A 20,592-nucleotide genomic window follows, 5' to 3' on the forward strand; every position below is an offset into this window, starting at 1 on the left:
TAGCTCTTTTTTAATTAATTAAACGGTAAAAGGGTAAGCTAATTAAAAGGTAAAATGAAGAGAAAATGGCTTAGTTGCATGTTATCAACTAAGCCATTTAGGGTTAGCAAAGGAAAAGAATTTCCTGATTGCACTACCTATTAAAAGTAATAGCCTAAATTAATATTAAAACGGCGCTCGGTATCGCCATCACCAATAATGGTACCGCCAATAAAGGGTTGATTGCGGGCTTGTACGAAATCAACATAACTAAAGAATCCGCCAGCAGTAATACTCATACCGGTTACATTCATCCAAGTATTGGCGCTATTATCTGACTTGTTGTAGATGATCCCATAGTCGTTATAAAACTGCAGGTTGGTAACTGGGCCCCACTCTATTGCGTAGTCATAGGCAATATTAAAGTTGGTCATTGTGGCTTGGCTCGATACACTGTCATAATAATCAAAAGCACCCACCGCAAAGCGGTTATTACCATCGTATAAATCGTAGTCATATTCACCGTGTTGCAATTGAATATTCCAGTTATTAATGTTGCTGTTTAAGTGAACAGCCCAAGCACTGTAATTACCAGCGCGGTCTTCACCGTCGTGAAGTCCGCCACTGAGTAACGATACCCCGATGTCAGTGGTGATATTTTTACTATGCTCAAGCTGATAAGTAGCGCGACCAGCAAAGGTGTTGTATTCACCAAGCTGCTTTGATGGTTCAGCATAGATGCCTTCATCTGCAGGACGACTACCAACAATATCATAAGAGTAACGATGATTTTTGTCTGATGCTGAGCCATCAACTCCACCCAGTTCATCATTTTTGAAAAAGCCTAAATCAAGTGTCCAGTTGTCTTTAAGTTTGCGCTTAGCAACCACACCTAAATCAAAATCATCTTCTAGGCCAACATAGTAGTTAGTGCTAAAAAAGTAGCTGTGAGAATTATAAGGACCGTTACCAAACGGCACGGCTGTTATGCCTGCCTGAGCTTCCCAGCCATCAATAAATTCGTACCCTAAGTAAGCGTACTTTACGACAGTCATATAATCGTAAAAGCGTATTTCACCATTGACTGAAATATCATTAATTTCGCCAGAGACATTTAACCGGAAAATATCAAAATCAAAGTCACCACCGCGATCTTCATTGTCTTCATCGTAAGAGTTTATACCGTAGTTAGCGCGAATAGCACCTCCTACCTTTATTCCAGATGATTGCTTTTCTTGCTGTGCAGTATCTGTAGAAGTAGCTTGCAACTGTTTACTAACTTGGTCTACTTGCTGAGACTTTTTTTCAGCGAGTTTGCTTTCAAGTTTATCTACTTGTTGCTTTAACTGCGTTAATTGGCTTTGGAGAGGTTGAAGATTTGATGCATAAGAATTGCTAGCAACACCACTTAAAATTAATGCGAGTGTTAGTTTTGAGAGTTTAGTCATAATAGCCGTTTTGATTGTGATTAAAAAATTAAAGGCGCAACAATGCGCCTCTTAGTGTGGAAAAAGGAGAAAATGGCAGACTAATTTAGTTTATTGTTTTTATACTGCGTTTTATTCTTTAGAAGTTTGAAACAGTGCGCCTACTTCTAAAAGAGGAGAGGCATCTAGCTTATCTGCATCCATCATTGCGGCAATACGTTGCATTGATGAAAGTAGTAGGCTCTGTTCCCATTCAGCAAGCGCTGAAAATTTTTCGATAAAGTGTTCTTGCAAGGGCTGGGGCGCTTTTTCGAGTAATTCTTTACCTTGTTCAGTAAGGTATAAGCTGACCCGGCGTTTGTCCATTTGACTACGAACGCGTGTTACCAAATTCTTGCTTTCTATTCGGTCAAGAATATTTGTGACCGTTGCCGGACTTAAATTGACGTTTTGCGCAATACGACTGGCGGTAATACCATCAGTTTGAGACACTTCTTGCATAATAAGCAGTTGTGGTCCAGTTAAACCCGCTGTTTTATTAAGTTGTTTTGAATGTAAGTCAATCGCACGGATCACCTTGCGTAAAGAAACTAGTAACTCGTCATATTTTTGCATTTGTTTGTCTCATGAAAGGCGAATCAGTTGCCGTAATCACGAAATGTTACACATCAAATAAATTGAATTCAAATGATATATGTTATTTTTGCCAGCTATTATTAGTTTTTATTGACTTTTATTAATTTGAGCAGTAATTAAAATGGCATTTATTATCTTTATTTTATTAAAAGTTAATAACACTCTGTTTGCTAAGGCTGCGCACCTTACGTAAGTTAAAAGCGATACGCAAGCCACAGGTTTAAAACTTTAGTCGTAATTGAGCCGTTGATATGGCATAAAAATATAGTAACTAACTCAATTTAAATAACTATTCTATGTAGCTTATGCTTTAAGCATGCATTATTGTTTGTGTACAGTAACCTGAACTCAGGTTAAGTACTAAAAAATTAGTCTCAGTGTTAAAGGAAATAAAATGCAATTATCACCCTCAGTATGTATTGAGCGTACACATAGCGGTTTGGAATTTATTAGTATTAATAGTCGCCAATGTAAGGCGAAGATATTTTTACAAGGTGGGCAAATAACTGAGTTTACACCCAAAGGTAAATTGCCACTATTGTGGGTGTCTGGGGATGAAACCTTTAGCGAAGGGAAGGGCATTCGTGGCGGTATTCCTATTTGCTGGCCTTGGTTTGGTCAACATGAAAATAAAGACTTTCCAGCACATGGTTTTGCGCGCACGCACGTATGGCAAGCCGATGAAGTGCATGAAACCGAGAACGAGATTACTGTTAGTCTTAAATTACCAATGAAGCAGATAGATTCTACCTTTTGGCCTCATCAATCTTCTTTAAGGGTTGAGTTTATTTTATCTGAGCAGTTAGAGGTGCGTTTAACCACCTGTAATTTAGGTAACACCCCATTTAGTTATACACAGGCGCTGCATACTTACTTTCCAACTGATGATATTAATAATACTCGCGTAACAGGGCTGCAAGGGGCGCAATACATAGAATTTGGCCAAGGGCCTTATCAGCAAAGTGATGTGGTTGGTTTTACCCGTGAAACCGATATGGTTTATACCCAAGCCGCGGCTGTGCAAACCATTGAAACTCCTCAAGGGATGATCAGCGTTAGCAGAGAAAACTCGCGCTCGTGCGTGTTATGGAATCCATGGATTGAAAAATCAAAGAGGCTATCAAATTTTGCCGATGATGATTATAAAAGCATGTTATGCCTAGAGGCTGCGAATGTACTTGAAGATGCGGTTACGCTTGAACCAAAACAAAGTCATACCCTAGTAACAACAATTAAGTGGCTTGGCTAAGCCTACCATACGCGTAATGGAGCAAAGTGTGTTTACTAATCAACAAATAACCGACCTACCGCAACATAAAAGCATAGTGTTTGAGCCGCTTGCGGACAAAGCATTGTTGCATGCACAATTGAATTGGTTGTTATTTTTCATTCCTTTTTGCTTAGTACTAGCGGCTGTTTGCTATTTTAATACAGACTTTGCTGCTATGGCGCAAGGTTACTTATTGGTTGCTGTTCCGCTATTAATTTTACTGTGTATGTTATATAGCGTGTTTAGCATAAAATTACAGGGCAGCGCGTTGCGTACCCACGATATTGCTTTTAAAAAAGGCATTATTTGGCAGCAGGTGACAATTTTACCGTTAGCGCGTGTGCAGCATATTGAAATACACCGTGGGCCCATAGAGCGAAAGCTTAGTTTAGCCAGTTTAAGACTTTATAGCGCCGGCGGTATGAGTGCCGATTTACAAATTAGCGGCCTGACTCACGAAAAATGCAAAAATATTCGTCAGTTTGTACAAAGCTATCGCCACGATGAAACCGCAAGCGAGGTAGCTGCCAGTGAGTGTTGATGCTGCGCAAATAACGTCACCTTCACTTAACTGGCAAAAAGTGTCGCCCTGGGCGCTGGCTTATTTTGTGATGCATTTTAGTGTGCGCTTCATAAAAGACGGCTTATTTAATTTACTGCCCGTGTTGGTGGTATTTGTTACCCAAGTAGAAAATAAACTATTTTGGGGGCAAGTTGGGCTCGCGGTTGCTTTGACTTCATTGCTTGCCTATTGTTTTTTGTATTACCGTAGTTTTCGTTTTTGTATTACTGACGAGCATGAAATTTTACTTAATAAAGGCGTATTTAAAAAAGAGCGACTTACCTTAAAATTTTCTCGAGTGCAAAACGTAAATATAGCGGAGCCATTTTACTTCACCCCCATAGGGTTAGTTAATTGTATTTTTGATGCGGCAGGCAGTGTTGCTCAAGAAGCTGTTTTGCCAGGGGTAACTAAAGATTACGCGCAACAAATGCGTAAACGAGTGTTTGACTATAAAGCGCAGCAGCAACCATCAGTAGAGCTCGCTGATACAGCGCAATCTCATATTGAAGAGCAGAGCGAAAATAGTTTAGTTATCACCAATAAAGAAATTGCTAAATTTGGTTTAATGTCGAATATGGCCATTTTAGCACTTGCGGCAATTGCCCCTTTTATGAATGTGGCCATCGACTTTTTAGAGCAGCAGTTCATAACAAGAATAGAGGGTTTTTATCAGCAAGAGCTAGGTATGATGGCTAATGCAGCGGTATTTGCAGTAATTACTTTGATTTTTGTATTGGTATTTATTGCGGTGTTTTTATCGGTGACTATGTCGCTCATTCGTTTTTATAACTATCAGCTTTACTTCAAAAATAATAAATTCAAACGTATTGCAGGGCTGTTAGAGCGTCATCAACTATCAATTAGTTTAGACAAAGTACAGTCAATCGTTATTAAGCAAAACCTAGTTGCTAGGCTATTAAAACGCTTTACTGTGGAGTGTTTGCAAGCCAGTAGCGGCGGTGCTGCAAGCATGGCGAAAAAGAATAAACAAACCTTAGTGCTGCCTGTGCTCACGCAGGAGCAAGTTGATAATGTGTGTCAGTGGATTTATCCGTGGTTTGACAGTAAAAAGCTGGCATTCAATGCGGTAGAAAGGGCGTTGTTATATAAAAACACGGTGTTTTATGCTTTGCTACCGAGCGTTGCTTCTGGTTTTTTTATTAGCTTTATGCAACTTAATATATTAATTGCATTAGCATTATTCTTGGTATTAGCCGCGTTAGTGTTTTTATCTTATAAACGTTATGGATATTACCTTCATCAACAAGATGGGCGTTTTTATTTGGTGGTACGCAAAGGTATGATTGGTGTGCATTACCGGGTATTTGAGCTGTACAAAGCACAAAGCGCTCGCAGTGTGAGCACCTTTTTTATGCGTCGTTCTGGCTTAAAAAGCCTGTATATACAACTTGCTGCGGGCGGTGCGTACGTCCCATATTTAAAACAGCAAGATGCTGACTTCATTATAGATTTTACACTTATGCAGGCTGAGTCAGACCCTCGCAGTTGGATGTAACTTCCTTTGTTCAAAACTCAGATTAAATAATAAAGCGGGTGTAAATACACATTTGCACATGCTTTATTACACTTTTTTACTGCCCGTTTTTTCCATTTGATAATACTCTAAACATTATCAAATGTACTATTTAAGGGATTATTGTGAAAAAGTCACTCATTGCATCAGCCTTATTATTGGCTGCACCTAGCTTTGCTGCTAATTGGCAAACCATTCATACCGAGCATTTTAATGTTCACTTTAGTAGTGAGCATACTGATTTTGCTAAATCGACTGCTGTGGAGCTGGAAATTGTTCGCACTAAAGTGCTTGAGCAACAAAACCGTGCGCTTGATAAAATCGTCGATGTGGTGGTGTTTGACCCTCTAAATGCAGCGAATGGCTTTGCCTTACCAACCTCTAATAATCCTGTTATGGCGCTTTTTACTACGCCACCGCAGTCGGATACCGTGATATCAAATTCATCGGGTTGGCAGCAATTGTTGGTGCTGCACGAATACATTCATTTAGTCCATTTAGCGCAGCCAACCCGTAACGACTGGCAGCAAAAGATTCGCGGTGTATGGGATATATACGATTTAACCTATGGTGATACACCGCGCTGGGTAGCCGAAGGGTACGCCACTTTAATCGAATCAAAAATGACAGGTCGAGGGCGCTTATTTGATAACTATGCTGAGGCAATACTTAGAGAGTTTGCTCAGCAGGGAGCGCTTCCCACCTATGGGCAACTAAATAGCGATGAGGGCTTTATGGCGGGCTCTATGGCATATTTAATGGGAAGTCGTTTTTTATATTGGCTAGAGCAAAATTACTCAGAGCAGCTACTCGATAATGTATGGGTTCGTATGCGAGCAGTGAAATCACGAGATTTTGACGACGCATTTTCTGGTGTATTTGGGCAAAGCGCTGCAAGGTTATATCGTCGATTTATTGCAGAGTATACCTATAAAGCGATGCAACAAGAGCAAACCGAATCACCACTTAATAGCAAGCTTTGGTTAGAACTTGATTTATACGCTAGCAATCCAGCTCTTTCAAATGATGGTAGCAAAATTGCGATAGTTGAACGTGATGAAAAGAGTAAAACAAAACTAATAATTTACAGTACAGAAGACAACACCAAAGCACGAGATAAGTTTACTAAGGTGCAAAAGGAGCTCCTAGAGAACGATAAGCAAGATGTTCCTGATACCCCGCCAATCGTGTTTAAGCGCGAACAAAAACAAGTACTAAATCAAATTAATCGCGCAGGTATTGCTAACCCGCAATGGGTAAATAACAACACACTTTATTTTAATGCCTACAGTAGTGAAGGATCGGGAACTTATAACAAAGTGTCTGACATTTTTAGCTACAACACCGACACTGGCAACATAGAGCAACTTACAGAGCTGGCCGGTATTCGCCGTTTTAGTGTTACCCGTGATGGTGAAACACTTTACGGTGAGCAAATAAGAGCTGGGTATTCTGAATTAGTAAAAGTCGATCTTAATACACAAACAATCACGCCATTTTTTACTAAGAGCTTAAAAACAAGTTATGATTACCCGACTCTGAACCCCGATGAAACAAAATTAGCTTACTTATCAGCATCATTAAACGAAAATTGGCAGTTGTATATACAAGACTTAAACGGTGATGCCAGGCGGTCAATCCCAATGCCTAACGGGTATCAGTATTTAAGTCAGCCGAGTTTCAGTCAAGATGGGGAATCTATCTATTTTGTTGCTGGCCTAAATAATAAAACTGATATTTATAATTATCATATAAAAAATAACACCCTCACACGCTTAACTAACGGGCAAGAAGCGCTCGCATACCCGATTGAGGCTGAAGATGGCTCACTACTTTATTTCTCTATTAATGCCGATGGCCCTGATGTAAAAACGCTAACAACAAAAAACCGCACAGCCGTGACTGATTTCGCTGTAAACAGTGAAGCTCCATTGTTGATGGTAAATAAGCATACCCTGCCACCGGCAAAAATATATACCGATGAGATAGCAGAACAAAGCGATTACGCAGTACTTGATCAGCAAGCGACGTTTGCCTTGGGATCTCAGTATTATTCAGCGTCAACCAGTTTGCTAAGTGTAGGTATAAAAAGTAGCGACCTATTAAAACAACTTGATTTACAAGCGGGTTATAACATTGATTTGCATGACGGTGCATTACATGGCGGCTTTATACAAGCAAAATACAATGCGTTAAATACAAAGTTTAAGCTTGCGCTATTTGATTATAATTTGGATACATCACATCAATATCAACCTAGCTTAAACGCTGATATTGAAGCCCGAGGTGGTTATGCTGCAGTAAGCCACCCATTGAAATTTGGCCAGTTACATTTAACCCCAGAATTGGCCTATAACTATACAGATTATAAAAATAGCCATAAAAATTGGACACGGTTGAGTATTGCTCAAAGCTGGCAACATGACCGCCAAGCATTTGCTATTGGGCAGAGTATTTATGCCAGCATTTATGATGGGCAGAATCACAGTAGTCATTGGCAAGGTTATGACTTGGCAGCAAAAATATTTGGTAAAGCGTTTGATATACCACTTTTTGTTAACTTTGAGCAAAAGCAAAGAGATGACAGTAGCCTGACATTAGGCGGCTTTAGTTCTAATTTAATTAATCAGCAGCAAAGTAGTGAATTTGTGCTTGCTGCTGAACTGCCTTTTTATAGTGCAACCACTGAGCGCTACCAAGGGTATGGTGGTGGCGTTAGCTTTAAAGAGGGGATGCCTTGGCTTTATTACAAACAACATCAATTAGATAGCAACGTTTATGCACAAAGTTACGGCTTAAAATACCAAGATGACTTTAGCTTTGGTATGGGGCCTGCGGGCGTTAATGACTTAACCTTTGATATGGGGTTGTCGCGAGTAGAAGGTGACAGCTTTGAAGATGAAATGCGCGCGTGGTTAAGCTTTTACTATTCATTGTAAAAGCCTATTTGACCTGAGTCCTGTTTAAAAGCGTTACTACCCAGAACTCAGGCTATTTAGCTAGGTTACTCATTGCCTCTTAAGGATAGTAACTTAGCTTGATAAAGGTTTAGCCTTTGTTCATTTCGTTCAAGCTTAATTGCTTTTTCAAGCAGAGTTTTAGTTTGTTGATAATACCCTTGCTGATGGCGAATTTTTGCAAGCTCTAAGTATAACTCAGCAATATAAGGTGCTTTTGTAATGGCTAGATCAATACGGTTTTTGGCTTTGTAAAGCTGCCCTGTATGCAAGTCATTTTTAGCCATAGCTAATAGCTCGTAAGGGTCTTTTTCTTTATAAAAAAGCTCTTTATCCAGTTGTGATATAAGTTGTTTATCACCTAATTGTTCAGCTAAGCTTTGATAATTGGTTAGTAGGTTAATACTTGTAAAATCGTTCTCTATCGCTGCTTGATATATACTTTTTGCGCTTTGCGAATCCCCTATTCTTCTATGTAACACTGCCGCTAAGTTAAAAAGCTCAGGATCTTTAGGTGTATACTTATTGGCTTTTAATATATTTGAATATGCTAAATCATAGTCTTTAACAGCTAATGCAGCTGCAGCTAAATTACTATAAAACTTAGAAATTAAATCATTGATGTCAGCACTGCCAGAATACATACTCCCTCTGCTTGGGAAATAGTCTATTAATGAGCCCGGCCTTACAAAGGAAATTATATTTGGATCTTTTTTAGTGTCATTTTCTTCTGGGGCATATACTTTAGTTCTAAAGTGTTTTGCTACATAAACGAGGTTATCTTCTTTTGCGTAAACAGGCTGGCTGGTTACTTCTTGAAAGCTTGTTTCTAAACCTAAAAGCTCAGCATAACTTTGTGTTAATACTGCTAAGCTTAAACAGTTGCCATGCCCGTGATCTAGTGCCTGCATTGAAGTTAATGTATCACCATGATAACTAAAGTCGGAGAGTTTATTTTCTAGATAGTTATAAACAATTATATCCATGCGTATTTTGGATGCTTGCTGCTTTGCAACAAAAGCTAAAAACTTTGATTTTTCAGCTTCAGGAAGCTTAAAAAGCTCATCCTTAGAGACAGTCTCTTGTGTTTTAAATAAGTTATGGTTTAGCAAAGGGGGAAGCTTTAGTTGAGGCTGAACTTGAGGCGCTCTTGTACTTGAGCATCCTGCTACCGATAAAAAACCTATGACTATCAAGATTGTTTTTATTTTCATAAACCACTCCATTGTTTGAATTAACATTATACTGAAGTGGTATGTTTATCAAGCATTCGCATTTCGTCGTTGAGTTAAGCGATTTTTGTGTGATTGCTTTTTACGTTTGCGGCGGGTAAGCCATAAATAAAAACCTGTTCCTGCAAGCCATACAGGGCTTAACCCTATAATACACCATAGTATTTTACTGATAAGCCCAGCAAAATAACCAAAGTGTAGTTTTCTAAAACTGTCTATTACTTGCCAACCAGCACCAGCCTCTCGAATATCCCAGTTAGCCATGTGTTCACCTGTTTGCTTATCATAGGTTATGGTATTGGCATATTCACTGGTAAGTGGATTACTGGTATTTACTTCGCCATAAAGAGTGATATTTTCATCGGGCTCTCGTGGAAAAACTAAAAAAGTTGTATTAAAAGTGGGTATTTGCAGCTTGCTATCATTAAGAATCCGCTCAAAAGAGATGTCGTCACTATATAATTTATTTGTAATAGTGTGGTGCTCTTCTTCTGCGTGTTCTATTACTTCGTGATACCACACTGCACCATTAAAATAACCACCTGTAATCGCTAAAACGAGAAGAATAGGTGAGCCTAAAACACCGGTCATCTTATGAATGTCACTGAGTACTATTTGTAACGTTGCGCGCCAGCGTACGCTAAATAGTCGCTGCCAAAATTTACGGTAAATAATTAAGCCGGTAATGCCCAGAGTTAATAAAAATAAAGCAAAAAAGAACCCTAATACGGTACCTGTTTGCCCAGGTAAGCTTTTTAAGTCGTTAAGTAAAAAGGTGTAATGGAGCTCTAAAAACCAGTCGGTAAAATAATGAGTTGTGCTTACGGGTTCTGATAAAACTTCTCCCGTGTATTGGTCTAAATGCAACTTATACCAATTGTCAGTGCCACGCTTAACCAAATAAAGCCGGTCGGCGGTGGTGTTATTAAAAAGCTCCCAACTTCCGACTACATACTCAGGAAAGGCTGCTTCGGCTTTATCTATTAATGAGTCCATAGGTAAGCGAGCAGCTTGCTGCTGTACCACAAAGTGTTTGTCAGGCATCAGTAAGCCGTCTATTTCACTTTTAAACACTAAAACACTGCCAGTAATGCTAATAACAATTAACGGAATAATGGCAATTAGCGCCAACCAACTATGAATTTTAAACAGTGTTTTTCTCATTATTTTAGCTTGTATGTTAAATTACACGTATGCGCATGATAACAGTTATCATTTGTATTGCAATTAGTTGAAGTGGCGTGCTGTGAAGTTTTAGTAACGGTTTTTGTATACTCAAGTTGCCATCACTAAAAACTAAAGTAAGCATGAAGCTTGTATAAAACCTAGCCAGCCCTACAATGCGCGCACACAAATAAAGCCTTTAAAAACAGATGTTTAAAAAATGTTTTATTTCTTCCTTTTTATTAACAACAATGTAACGAGCGAGGTTTGCTTTGGCGTATTATTTGCCTATTTTGTCAGTGTTTATTTTGGTTTTTAGTTTTTTACCGTTACTTAATAAAATTATTAAAAACCGCAGTGTATCGGGTGTATCACTGCTAATGATGACATTTGGTTTAGCGCAAAGTGTGTACTTTATTAGCTACAATCTTTATTTTGCTCGCTTTTATATTGCCTTGCCGTTTTTTGCGACAGGATTGTTGAGTGGTTTAATTTTATACTTTTTTGCCCGTTATAATGCCGCTAAACGTCAGAAGCTGCAGTTACTTGGCATGCTTAGCTTTTCGTTATTACCTTTTTTGTTGCTGTTAAACCCTAACCTAGATACTGCCTCTGTGCTAAACGGCTTAACTTATGTGGGCTTAATTATGAGTTCGGTTCGGGTTATGCCACAAACCTATAAAACACTGCGAACAGGGAATATTAGTAACCTGAGTGCGCGCTATTTTAGTTTGCAATTTATAGCAGGTATCTGTGGTTTGTTTGCAGAGCTAGCCATGCCAGTGCAAAGTACTTCGCATATATTAATGTTTATTATGATATTGCTTACTAATGCGCTGCAATTTGCGTGTATGCAGTATTATCGCGTACGTCCTGTGTTGGCATAAAATTATAGTGACCGTTAATTTCATTTGTGGCACTTTGAGTGACCAATAAATAAAAAGTGTCCACTATGAAATTAACTATCCATCAAATCGATGCGTTCAGCAGTGAACTGTTTAAAGGTAATTATGCTGCCGTGATCCCATTGGAGTCTTGGCTTAGTGATGATCTTATGCTGAATATAGCTTCGGAAAACAATGTGTCTGAAACCGCTTTTACTTGTCAGTCGCCAGATGGAAGCTTTGCGATACGTTGGTTTTCGCCATTAATGGAGATTGATTTTTGCGGCCATGCTACTTTAGCGGCGGCCTATGTGCTTTGTGAGCAACATAGTATATCGCAGGTGTGCTTTAGCGCAGAGGCGGTGGGCAAACTGATTGTTAATAAAAATAACGATGGCAGCTTTGCTATGACCTTTCCTAAACAAGCCCCTGAAGAGGTTCAGCTCATCCCTGATGCTCTATTAGCTGGCCTGTCTATACAACCTGTTAAAGTGCTGAAAAACCGCCAAGCTTATTTTGCTATTTATGATAATGAGCAGCAGGTTGTAGATCTGAAAACAACCAATGAACAACTAAAAAAATTAGCCCCATTAGATGTGGTTGCAACAGCACCGAGTGTTGAGTATGACTTTATTTCTCGTTATTTTTGGCCTGCCAGTGGGGGTGATGAAGACTTTGTAACCGGCTCAATTCATACTGGGCTTGCCCCTTATTGGGCAGGGCAGTTTGGAAAAAATTCTCTCAGTGCTTATCAAGCCTCACAACGAGGTGGGAAGCTACACTGTGAAGTGGGTAATACAACAGTGACATTAACGGGTCATGCCGTAAGGTACCTTAAAGGCACTATTTACCTTTGAGTTAGTGTAAAAAAGGCCACGTATAACGTGGCCTTGGTTTACTCAGTGTTATTTACGCTTCTAGCGCTTTGCTAATTAAGCGGTCGATATATTTTTTATGTGCTTTGGTTGCGGTATCAGCGCCCCATGCAACCTTTTTATCTGCTATTTGAGTTAGCTGATATAGCGCGGCTGTTTTCGCTAAGTTATCGTATTTACTTGCTTTTTCTAGGCCTGCAATCGCAATTAACTGATTAACATATTCAATCTGTAAATTATGACTGACTGAATTAGCGGTTTTACTATCAACAAAGATACTTGCAGTTAAATCCTCCATAAATTGCGTAAGGCTGTATTCATTACCATATAAAGCAGTATCTGAAATACGCAGTAACACAGCAGGATGTAGTAGTTGCGCTAGTACACTCTTTTGCATACCTAAAATCATTTTATGCGGTTTAGGGTCTTCGTTTTTACCGTAATGATTAAACCCACGACGCTGCTGCTGCATAAAGTTATACAATGGCTGCATGCTTTGCAGTACATTTGGAGCAAACACGTACTCAGCTAAAATAGCCATTGCTTGGGTTTGACGCTCAAGTGGTACCGGTGTAAAAGGCTTTGCTGCATTTTCATCGCCCACGACGGCACGCTCTACATACACGCCACCAATTTGACGAGATACCACGCCTGCTTGTGCACGATACTGGCCAAATAGGCTGTTAGCTGAAGTAACAAGCTGTTGGTAAGACTCACCTTTTACTGTAGCTTTGTCTTTAAGTTCTGCAAAGAGCGTATTGATCAGTGCCATTCTATCTGCGCCGTAAGCTGCAGGGTTAGACGACAAGTCACCTATCATCACGCGAGGGTCTATATGGCGTCCAGGGGCACGCATGTCGTCGGCATCGTTACCAAAGGCCAGTGCATGTTCGCTTGAGCGAGCGAGTATTTTATCAAGGCGAGCTTGCTCTGCTGCTTCATCTTTAAGTGCTGCGCTGTAGCCGTAATTTATTGCCCAATCATCGTATGGACCTGGTTTAGTTTGGAAAATATCGCCTTGAGTCACACCCGTTGGCGCTATATTTGCTGGCGCATAGTCCATTACCGAGCCGGTAACTATGCCTTGGGTTTTACTTTTGTCGTGAACTTCTTTCTCATCCCACAAAATAGAAGACTTCATGTTGTGATTAAGACCTAGAGTATGCCCTACTTCATGTAAAACCAGCTGAGTTAAGCCTTGGCGTAACATTTGGGTATCTTCAATATCAGCGCCATTTGCTAAGCCCTTGGCCATTATTAGGCTTTGCTGTAATTCATGACCTAAAGAGCAATTGAGTTCTGAATAGTTGGTTGGCTGTGTATGGCTCATCGTGCCTTGAGTATACAGTGTGTCGTATATCCAGCGGTTTTTCATAAATACAAACTCAAGCATAATGTCTGAGCCTAAAATTTCACCGGTTAACGGGTTCGCTAATGCTGGCCCATACCCACCAAACGGTGGTTTGGGTGATGAAGTCCAACGTAGTACGTTATAGTTAATATCGCCGGCATCCCAATCGGCATCGTCAGGTTGTATTTTTACTTCGAGCGCATTTTTAAAGCCTGCTTTTTCAAATGAGGTGTTCCAAGCAAGTACGGCATCACGCACGGTGTCACGCCATTCAACCGGTGTGGTGTTTTCTATCCACCAGGTAATCGGTTTTACTGGTTCTGAAAGTGCAGCGTTTGGATCTTTCTTTTGTAAATCCCAGCGCTTAATGACATCTTGGTATGGCGCCCAGTCGGTTGACGTCATTTTATCAAACTGATTGGTGAAATAACCAATACGTGCATCATCAAAGCGAGGTTGGTAATTGTTTTCTGGTAAAGCCACAAATGAATGTTGTACTTTTACCGACACACTTCGGGGGTCGCTTATCGCACCTGAACCTCGAACGGTTGGGCTGCTATTGGTAAAAACATAATCAACAACCACATCTAGGTTGTTAGGATAAGGACGCTGTTTGATGATGCGTGATTTTTTATCGTCTAATTTACCTAATTTAAAACGCTTTTTAGCATTTTTATCGTTCGGGTTAGGCGTAGGAGACACTTTATGTAGCGCTTCACTTAAAAAAAGCTTATTTACATTAAAGGCTATTTTACCTTCTTCTTGTTTTTCTATTTTTATACTTGCAAGCACGGCTTCGCTGATATTAGCTTCACTGGCTTTGGCAAGTGCGCTATTTTCGTTAAATAAGTAGCGAGGGGTTTTACTAATAATATCAATACGATCAAAGTATTTTCTAAATTCAATCAGCTTTGTTTCACGATACGACCCACGAAAATGACCCGCATCAGTTACACCATCAATGGTATGCGCAAAGTACACAAAAGGCGTATCGAGCTGTGATTCGTTTATCACCATTAAGTGATCGCCGGTTTTTTCATCTTGGTAAAGATTAAAAATACCCGCAAATTCGGTTTGCCCTTTAATCATTTCAGTTAATGTTTGTGGTTTCTTTTCTTCTTTTTTTTCTGCTGCAACAGCATAGCTGCCACCAAGCGCTATACTCAGCGCCAAGGTAAGTGTGGTTAATTTCATCGTTTAGTCTTTTTTAGTTGTTAATGTAATTTTACTGTACGGTGTGTCATGCTTTTTCGCACAGTATGATTAATAAATACTAACCTAAAGTGATTAGCTTTATGATTTATAATGGTAAAAGATTGTAACAATACATTTATAAAGCGGCTTAACAGTGCTTTTGACTTACCTTTTATTTGCTGAAGAAGACCTTATTTATACCTTTTTGTAACAGTTGCTTACAAATGTCACGTTAATGTTTCATTAAGCTTTGGTATCATAGTGCTAATAGTAATTTGGGAGAAATAAACAGATGCAAGGTAATGTACTTAGATGGGCTTTTCCATTTGTAGCACTGGCATTAGGTGTTGCTGGTTTTGTTGCAATTAATGCGATTGCAAAAGAGTCAGACAAAAAAGAAGTCATAGACACTCGACCAACGGTGCAAGTTGAAGCCGTTTCCGCTAACGATCATCAAGTTATCATTAATAGTTATGGTGAAGTGCAGCCACTAGAAAATACCCAACTTTCAGCGCAAGTGTCAGGTGAAGTCGTCAGCTGGCATCCAAGCTTTGTGGCGGGTGGTGTTGTGGGTCGCGGCGAAACCTTATTTACTATTGAAAAAGATAACTACGAGGCTGCGGTATTGCAAGCTGAAGCTGAACTTGCCCGCGCTCAAGCGATGTTAATTGAAGAGCAAGCGCAAGCCAAAGTCGCAGAAGACGAAGCAAAACGTTTCCCAAATAAAGCACGTACAGATTTATTTTTACGCAAACCACAAGTGCTGAGTGCGCAAGCATCAGTTAAGTCGGCGCAAGCAGCATTAAAAAGAGCCCAACGCGATTTAGACAATTGTGAAATCACCGCACCTTACGATGCATTAGTGGTTAGTCGGAATGTGGGGGTTGGCCAGTTTGTTAGTATGGGCGCTCAAGTTGCCGAGCTGAATAATATTGAAACCGCTGAAGTGATTATTCCGATCGCAGGTTTTGACAGTGTGTTTTTACCTGAGCGCGTTAAAGGGGTAATGGCAACCGTTATCAAAACAGGATTCAATGGGTTTACTCGCCAAGCAGTAATAGACCGCGATTTAGGGATTGTTGATAACGCGACTCGCATGAGCAGTTTAGTGGTAAGAATTGAAGATCCTTACGGACTTACTAATCAGCAGCCTGCAATTAAATTTGGCACTTATGTACAAGTAAACTTTGCCGGCACTATGCTCAATAATATTTATCGTTTACCGCAAGAGTTAGTAAATAACCAAACCGTGTGGATAGTTAATGATGAGCAACAGTTAGAGCCGCGTAAAGTAAAAGTGATTCGTGAAGAAGGCGAATATTTTTATATTAGCGATGGCTTACAAGCCAACGATAAGCTCGTTACCACCTTACCGGAATACCCTCAAAAAGGCATGGCAGTAAAAATAGCCGGTTTAACAGAGACTAAAAATACAGATGCAGCAGAAAATGCATCCACTGAAAAACTTTAAGGTAGGGTGAGTTATGAATAACACAGAACAGCCCAATACAACCAAACAAACAGGGTTAATTGCGTATTTTGCTAACAACTCTGTTGCTGCCAATTTAATGATGTTTTTTATTATTGTAATGGGGCTTATAAGCTACTTTACTATTCAGCGACAAATGTTCCCTAATATAGAAGTTAACTATATTACTGTAAATGCAAACTACCCGGGGGCGTCGCCACAAGAAATTGAAGAAAGTATCTTAATAAAAATTGAAGAGTCGCTAAAAGATATAACTGAGATAAAAAAAGGGGTATATCGCGCTTTTCGTAATGGGGGTTCTGCCAGCCTTGAAATTAATACTGACGCAGAGCTTACCGACGTTCTCGATAAGGTAAAACTGCGAGTAGATGGTATCGCGACTTTTCCTGCAGGAATGGAGCCGGTTACCATTAGTCAAATAGAGTTTCGCCAAGATGTAATTGGCATGACGCTCGTGGCTGACCTACCGCTAAATGAGCTTAAGCCTATCGCAAATCAGGTTGAAGATGAACTCTTGCAGTTATCGAATGTATCTTTAGTGGTAAACGATGTGCCACTGGATGAAATTGCCATAGAAATAGAGCCCGATACATTGCGCCAATATAATTTAACTTTATCGGATGTAGCAAATGCGGTACGTCGTTATTCGGCTAACTTTTCAGCCGGACAATTAAAAACTGATGCGGGTGTTATTTCGGTTCGAGTAGAAAATCAGTTTTATTCTGGTGAAGAGTTTAGGCAAATTCCGGTAAAAATTGGCGCCAATGGTGCCAAAGTGTTGCTACAAGATATTGCTATAATCAAAGATCAGTTCGTTGAAGGTGAGCGTTACTTTAAATTTAATGGCGAAAACGCAGTTTATTTATCGGTAAAAGCCACCGAAGATCAAAACATTATTCCGGTGGCCGATTCGGTTAAAGCGTATATTGATCAAAAAAATAAAGAACTGCCATTGGGTGTACGTATAGAGCCGCTAATGGACTTTACTTACTATCTAAATGCACGCTTAGACATGATGAAAGCTAATTTGCTGCAAGGTGCAATTTTAGTCGCTATTATGCTTTCGTTATTTTTACGTTTTAAGCTCGCACTGTGGGTAATGATTGGTTTACCAGTGTGCTTTTTAGGTGCGATGATGCTGATGCCGTTATTTGGTATCACAATTAATATTGTGTCTTTATTTGCCTTTATTATGGTGCTGGGGATTGTGGTGGACGATGCCATTGTCATAGGTGAAAGTGCCTACACCGAAATAGAAAAAAAAGGCGGCGGTGTTGTTAATGTGGTTAATGGCGCTAAACGAGTGGCAACCCCTGCCACATTTGGTGTACTAACAACCATTGCGGTATTTGCGCCGTTTACGCTTTCAAGCGGCCCTGAAAGTTCCTTTTTTATAGGTATTTCAGTGGTGGTGATTTTATGTTTAATATTTAGCTTGATTGAATCTAAGCTGATATTACCGGCACACATTGCGCATACTCACTTTTCTCCTATTAACCCTGACGGTTGGCGAGCACGCTTTAATAAACGCTTTTTTGGCTTTGTAAATGGGCCGTATAGGCAGTTTATTGTTAATTGTATAAAGTGGCGTTGGACGGTGCTGTTTAGTTTTATTGCGCTACTAATTTTCACCTTTGCGTTAATATCGTCTAATCAGGTGAGAATGATCCCATCGCCTAAAGTGCCGCATGACTTCCCGCAAATTAATGTTGAGATGAACGATAACGTATCAGACATCCAAACTATTAATGCTATTCGCCAAATCGAAGCCATGGTGCTTGAAATAGATAAGCAAACCGAGCGCGAAGAAGGGCAAAAGATGATTCGCGATGTATTGGTATTTAACCAAGGTCGTACAGAGGCGCAGTTATTAGCGCCATTGGTTGATGAAGATTTACGCCCTTATAATGCCTTTGAGCTTTCGCGCCGCTGGCGTGAAGCGATGCCTAATATTGCGGGCGTTAAATCGTTAACTATTCAGGATGATGTTGGCGGTGGAGGTGGCGGCGGTAACGGTGAGTTTGGTTACTTACTGTATGGCTCTGATATCGATACATTGAATGAAGCAGGGCGTCGCTTTATTGGATTATTGCAGCAGCAAGAAGGCTTATTTGATATAAGCTCTACCATTGACCCTGCTAGCAAAGAAGTACAAATGAGCTTAAAACCAGTCGCCTTTGACTTAGGGTTAGATTTGGCCTCAATTGCAAATCAAGTCGGTGCCAGTTTTTATGGTGGCGAGGCGCAACGTGTTATTCGTCGCGGTGAAGAAGTACGGGTGATGGTACGTTACCCTAAGCTTACTCGCGAAGCGTTTTCATCGCTTAAACACGCGGTTATCACCACGCCCCAAGGCAAAGAAGTATTGCTAGGAGATGTGGTTGAGTTAACTGAAACCCCTGGTATTAGTTATATTCGTCGTGAAGGCGGTTATCGCACTGTTTATGTGTATGGCAACATTGATGAGGAAGTGATTGAGCCAGGCGAAGTGGTTAAGCAAGTAAAAGAAAATTTACTACCACAACTGTTGGACGAATACCCAAGTGTTAAGTCAGAACTAGGTGGCGCAATTGAAGAACAACAGGCGCAAGCTAATGAGCAACTGCTATTTTTTGCTGGTGGTATGATTTTAGTTTATATACTACTTGCCGTACCGTTAAAAAGTTACTCACAACCTCTCATTGTAATGTCGGTTATTCCATTTAGTTTAACGGGGGCAATATGGGGTCATTTTTGGTTTGGTTTAGATATTAGCTTAATGTCGGGCTTTGGTTTAATTGCTGCTGCAGGGGTGGTTATTAACGACTCCTTAGTGATGACTGATTTTATTAATCAGGCGCGTCGTGCTGGTATCAGTATAAAAGATGCGGTTATTGAAGCAGGCTGTGCACGTTTTAGGCCCATATTACTTACCTCAATTACGACCTTTGCAGGGGTATTGCCGATTATGTTTGAAACCAGTTTACAAGCCAAATTTGTAATACCTATGGCGGTAGCTCTGGGCTTTGCGGTTATGTTTGCAACACTGATCACCCTTATTTTGGTGCCGTGTTTGTATATTATTTTAACCGATATAGGCGCGCTATTTAAGCGCCCGTTCGCAAGTAAAAAAGCGAGCGTAAGTTAACATCACCCAGATCATGTAGCTGAAAAAAGCCAACCGTTTATAAAGCGGTTGGCTTTTTTGTTTTATGCTCATTAGTGCAAACTTTAGTATTGTTTTTAAACTCTGGTTACATTCTTTTGTTTGATTATTGCAACATTGCGAATTACAATCAGTCGGTATTGGTATTACACAATGGTTTTTAACCTAATACTTTAGTTAACGCATATTAGCTCACGAGCTAGTTTGCCTGTTGAAAGCCATATGTTATGGGCGACGTTTGACTCTTTAAGGTGTTGCAGTGTTTATACATTCATCATTAACGTGTGGAGAATGGTTAACTATTGGTTGTCTTGGGCTCGATCAGTATAGCCAGCTCTTTGTTGGTGATACGGTTAGTGTGAGCTTTTACGATGAGCATGGCGAATTAACTCAGCTAGCGTTTGATTATGAAATACTCTCTCCAGAGCAGGGCGAACCGCATGCTTGGAGTTTGCTGGTGGTTGAGCATATTAATATGCATATTCCGCTTGTGTGCGCTGGCAGAATGACAGAGCAAGGATTGGTGGTTGCGTACCGACATAACAAAATATTTGCACTTGAAAGCAGTGGTATTTGTAGCGCGGTGGTTCACTTTAATCGCGCTGAAAAAAATAAAAAATTAATCACAGTCAATAGCCTTGGATACGACGCGGTTTATCCTCAAAATGGCGATATGTACAGTGCGGGCACCAAAGTATTACAGCCAAAAACAGGGCATATATACCAGTGTAAGGCATGGCCATTTAGTGAGTTTTGCCGTGTGAATGAGAATAGCGCTATGTTTGAGCCAGGCGTTGGTGAAAGCTGGGCGATGGCTTGGCAGCAAATACAGTAAATCAACTTCCCTTAGGTATAACGACAACAATAAAAATTCTCGTAGTTTTTAGTTA

The 20,592-nt window shown here is 40.1% G+C and carries 14 protein-coding genes; 9 read left to right on the forward strand and 5 right to left on the reverse strand.

All coding sequences use genetic code 11. The annotated features are described in order from the left end of the window. Positions 1 to 140: 140 nt before the first annotated feature. A complete protein-coding gene (locus A9479_RS03015) occupies positions 141 to 1,427 on the reverse strand; it encodes a porin (RefSeq protein WP_064662666.1) in 1,287 nt (428 codons plus the stop codon). A gap of 111 nt (positions 1,428 to 1,538) precedes the next feature. Further along, positions 1,539 to 2,021, reverse strand: coding sequence for a MarR family winged helix-turn-helix transcriptional regulator (locus A9479_RS03020; protein ID WP_016899014.1), 483 nt, complete (start codon positions 2,019 to 2,021; stop codon positions 1,539 to 1,541). 415 nt (positions 2,022 to 2,436) lie between these two features. On the opposite strand from A9479_RS03020, the gene A9479_RS03025 reads away from it, so the two are divergent. The 4 genes from A9479_RS03025 (at position 2,437) to A9479_RS03040 (ending at position 8,350) form a co-directional block, all read left to right on the forward strand. Then, entirely contained in the window at positions 2,437 to 3,291 is an 855-nt protein-coding gene (locus A9479_RS03025) for a D-hexose-6-phosphate mutarotase (protein WP_008466787.1), read from the forward strand. 16 nt (positions 3,292 to 3,307) lie between these two features. After that, positions 3,308 to 3,853 (forward strand): PH domain-containing protein, encoded by a 546-nt coding sequence (locus tag A9479_RS03030; protein WP_064662667.1) that lies wholly within the window; start codon positions 3,308 to 3,310, stop codon positions 3,851 to 3,853. Continuing rightward, a complete protein-coding gene (locus A9479_RS03035) occupies positions 3,843 to 5,393 on the forward strand; it encodes a PH domain-containing protein (protein ID WP_033103565.1) in 1,551 nt (516 codons plus the stop codon). The genes A9479_RS03030 and A9479_RS03035 overlap by 11 nt, the downstream gene beginning before the upstream one ends. Positions 5,394 to 5,536: 143 nt before the next feature. Continuing rightward, on the forward strand, positions 5,537 to 8,350 hold the full coding sequence (locus A9479_RS03040; RefSeq protein ID WP_064662668.1) for a PD40 domain-containing protein: 2,814 nt from the start codon (positions 5,537 to 5,539) through the stop codon (positions 8,348 to 8,350). Positions 8,351 to 8,415: 65 nt separating this feature from the next. On the opposite strand, the gene A9479_RS03045 is transcribed toward A9479_RS03040, so the two are convergent. Further along, complete coding sequence (locus A9479_RS03045; RefSeq protein WP_064662669.1) at positions 8,416 to 9,582, reverse strand: lipopolysaccharide assembly protein LapB; 1,167 nt, start codon at positions 9,580 to 9,582, stop codon at positions 8,416 to 8,418. A gap of 48 nt (positions 9,583 to 9,630) precedes the next feature. Next, positions 9,631 to 10,764, reverse strand: a complete 1,134-nt coding sequence (locus A9479_RS03050; RefSeq protein ID WP_064662670.1) for a PepSY domain-containing protein — start codon at positions 10,762 to 10,764, stop codon at positions 9,631 to 9,633. 272 nt (positions 10,765 to 11,036) lie between these two features. Here A9479_RS03050 and A9479_RS03055 point away from each other — a divergent pair, with 272 nt between their 5' ends. Then, on the forward strand, positions 11,037 to 11,651 hold the full coding sequence (locus tag A9479_RS03055) for a PQ-loop domain-containing transporter (protein ID WP_016899022.1): 615 nt from the start codon (positions 11,037 to 11,039) through the stop codon (positions 11,649 to 11,651). A 65-nt stretch (positions 11,652 to 11,716) separates the two neighbouring features. Beyond that, the gene (locus A9479_RS03060) at positions 11,717 to 12,505 is read left to right on the forward strand and encodes a PhzF family phenazine biosynthesis protein (protein ID WP_064662671.1); all 789 of its coding nucleotides are present in this window, start codon (positions 11,717 to 11,719) and stop codon (positions 12,503 to 12,505) included. A 52-nt stretch (positions 12,506 to 12,557) separates the two neighbouring features. Here the strand turns inward: A9479_RS03060 and A9479_RS03065 are convergent, their stop codons facing one another. Continuing rightward, positions 12,558 to 15,068 (reverse strand): zinc-dependent metalloprotease, encoded by a 2,511-nt coding sequence (locus A9479_RS03065; protein WP_064662672.1) that lies wholly within the window; start codon positions 15,066 to 15,068, stop codon positions 12,558 to 12,560. Positions 15,069 to 15,360: 292 nt separating this feature from the next. Here A9479_RS03065 and A9479_RS03070 point away from each other — a divergent pair, with 292 nt between their 5' ends. The 3 genes from A9479_RS03070 to A9479_RS03080 all read left to right on the forward strand — a co-directional run bounded on the left by A9479_RS03070 (position 15,361) and on the right by A9479_RS03080 (position 20,537). Further along, positions 15,361 to 16,539, forward strand: a complete 1,179-nt coding sequence (locus tag A9479_RS03070) for an efflux RND transporter periplasmic adaptor subunit (protein ID WP_013466227.1) — start codon at positions 15,361 to 15,363, stop codon at positions 16,537 to 16,539. A gap of 13 nt (positions 16,540 to 16,552) precedes the next feature. Continuing rightward, positions 16,553 to 19,684 (forward strand): efflux RND transporter permease subunit, encoded by a 3,132-nt coding sequence (locus A9479_RS03075; RefSeq protein ID WP_013466226.1) that lies wholly within the window; start codon positions 16,553 to 16,555, stop codon positions 19,682 to 19,684. Positions 19,685 to 19,961: 277 nt separating this feature from the next. Beyond that, on the forward strand, positions 19,962 to 20,537 hold the full coding sequence (locus A9479_RS03080) for a hypothetical protein (protein ID WP_013466224.1): 576 nt from the start codon (positions 19,962 to 19,964) through the stop codon (positions 20,535 to 20,537). Positions 20,538 to 20,592: the final 55 nt, after the last annotated feature.

Origin of the sequence: Pseudoalteromonas sp. MQS005 (genome assembly GCF_001661605.1) — a bacterium.
Lineage (GTDB): Bacteria > Pseudomonadota > Gammaproteobacteria > Enterobacterales > Alteromonadaceae > Pseudoalteromonas > Pseudoalteromonas tetraodonis.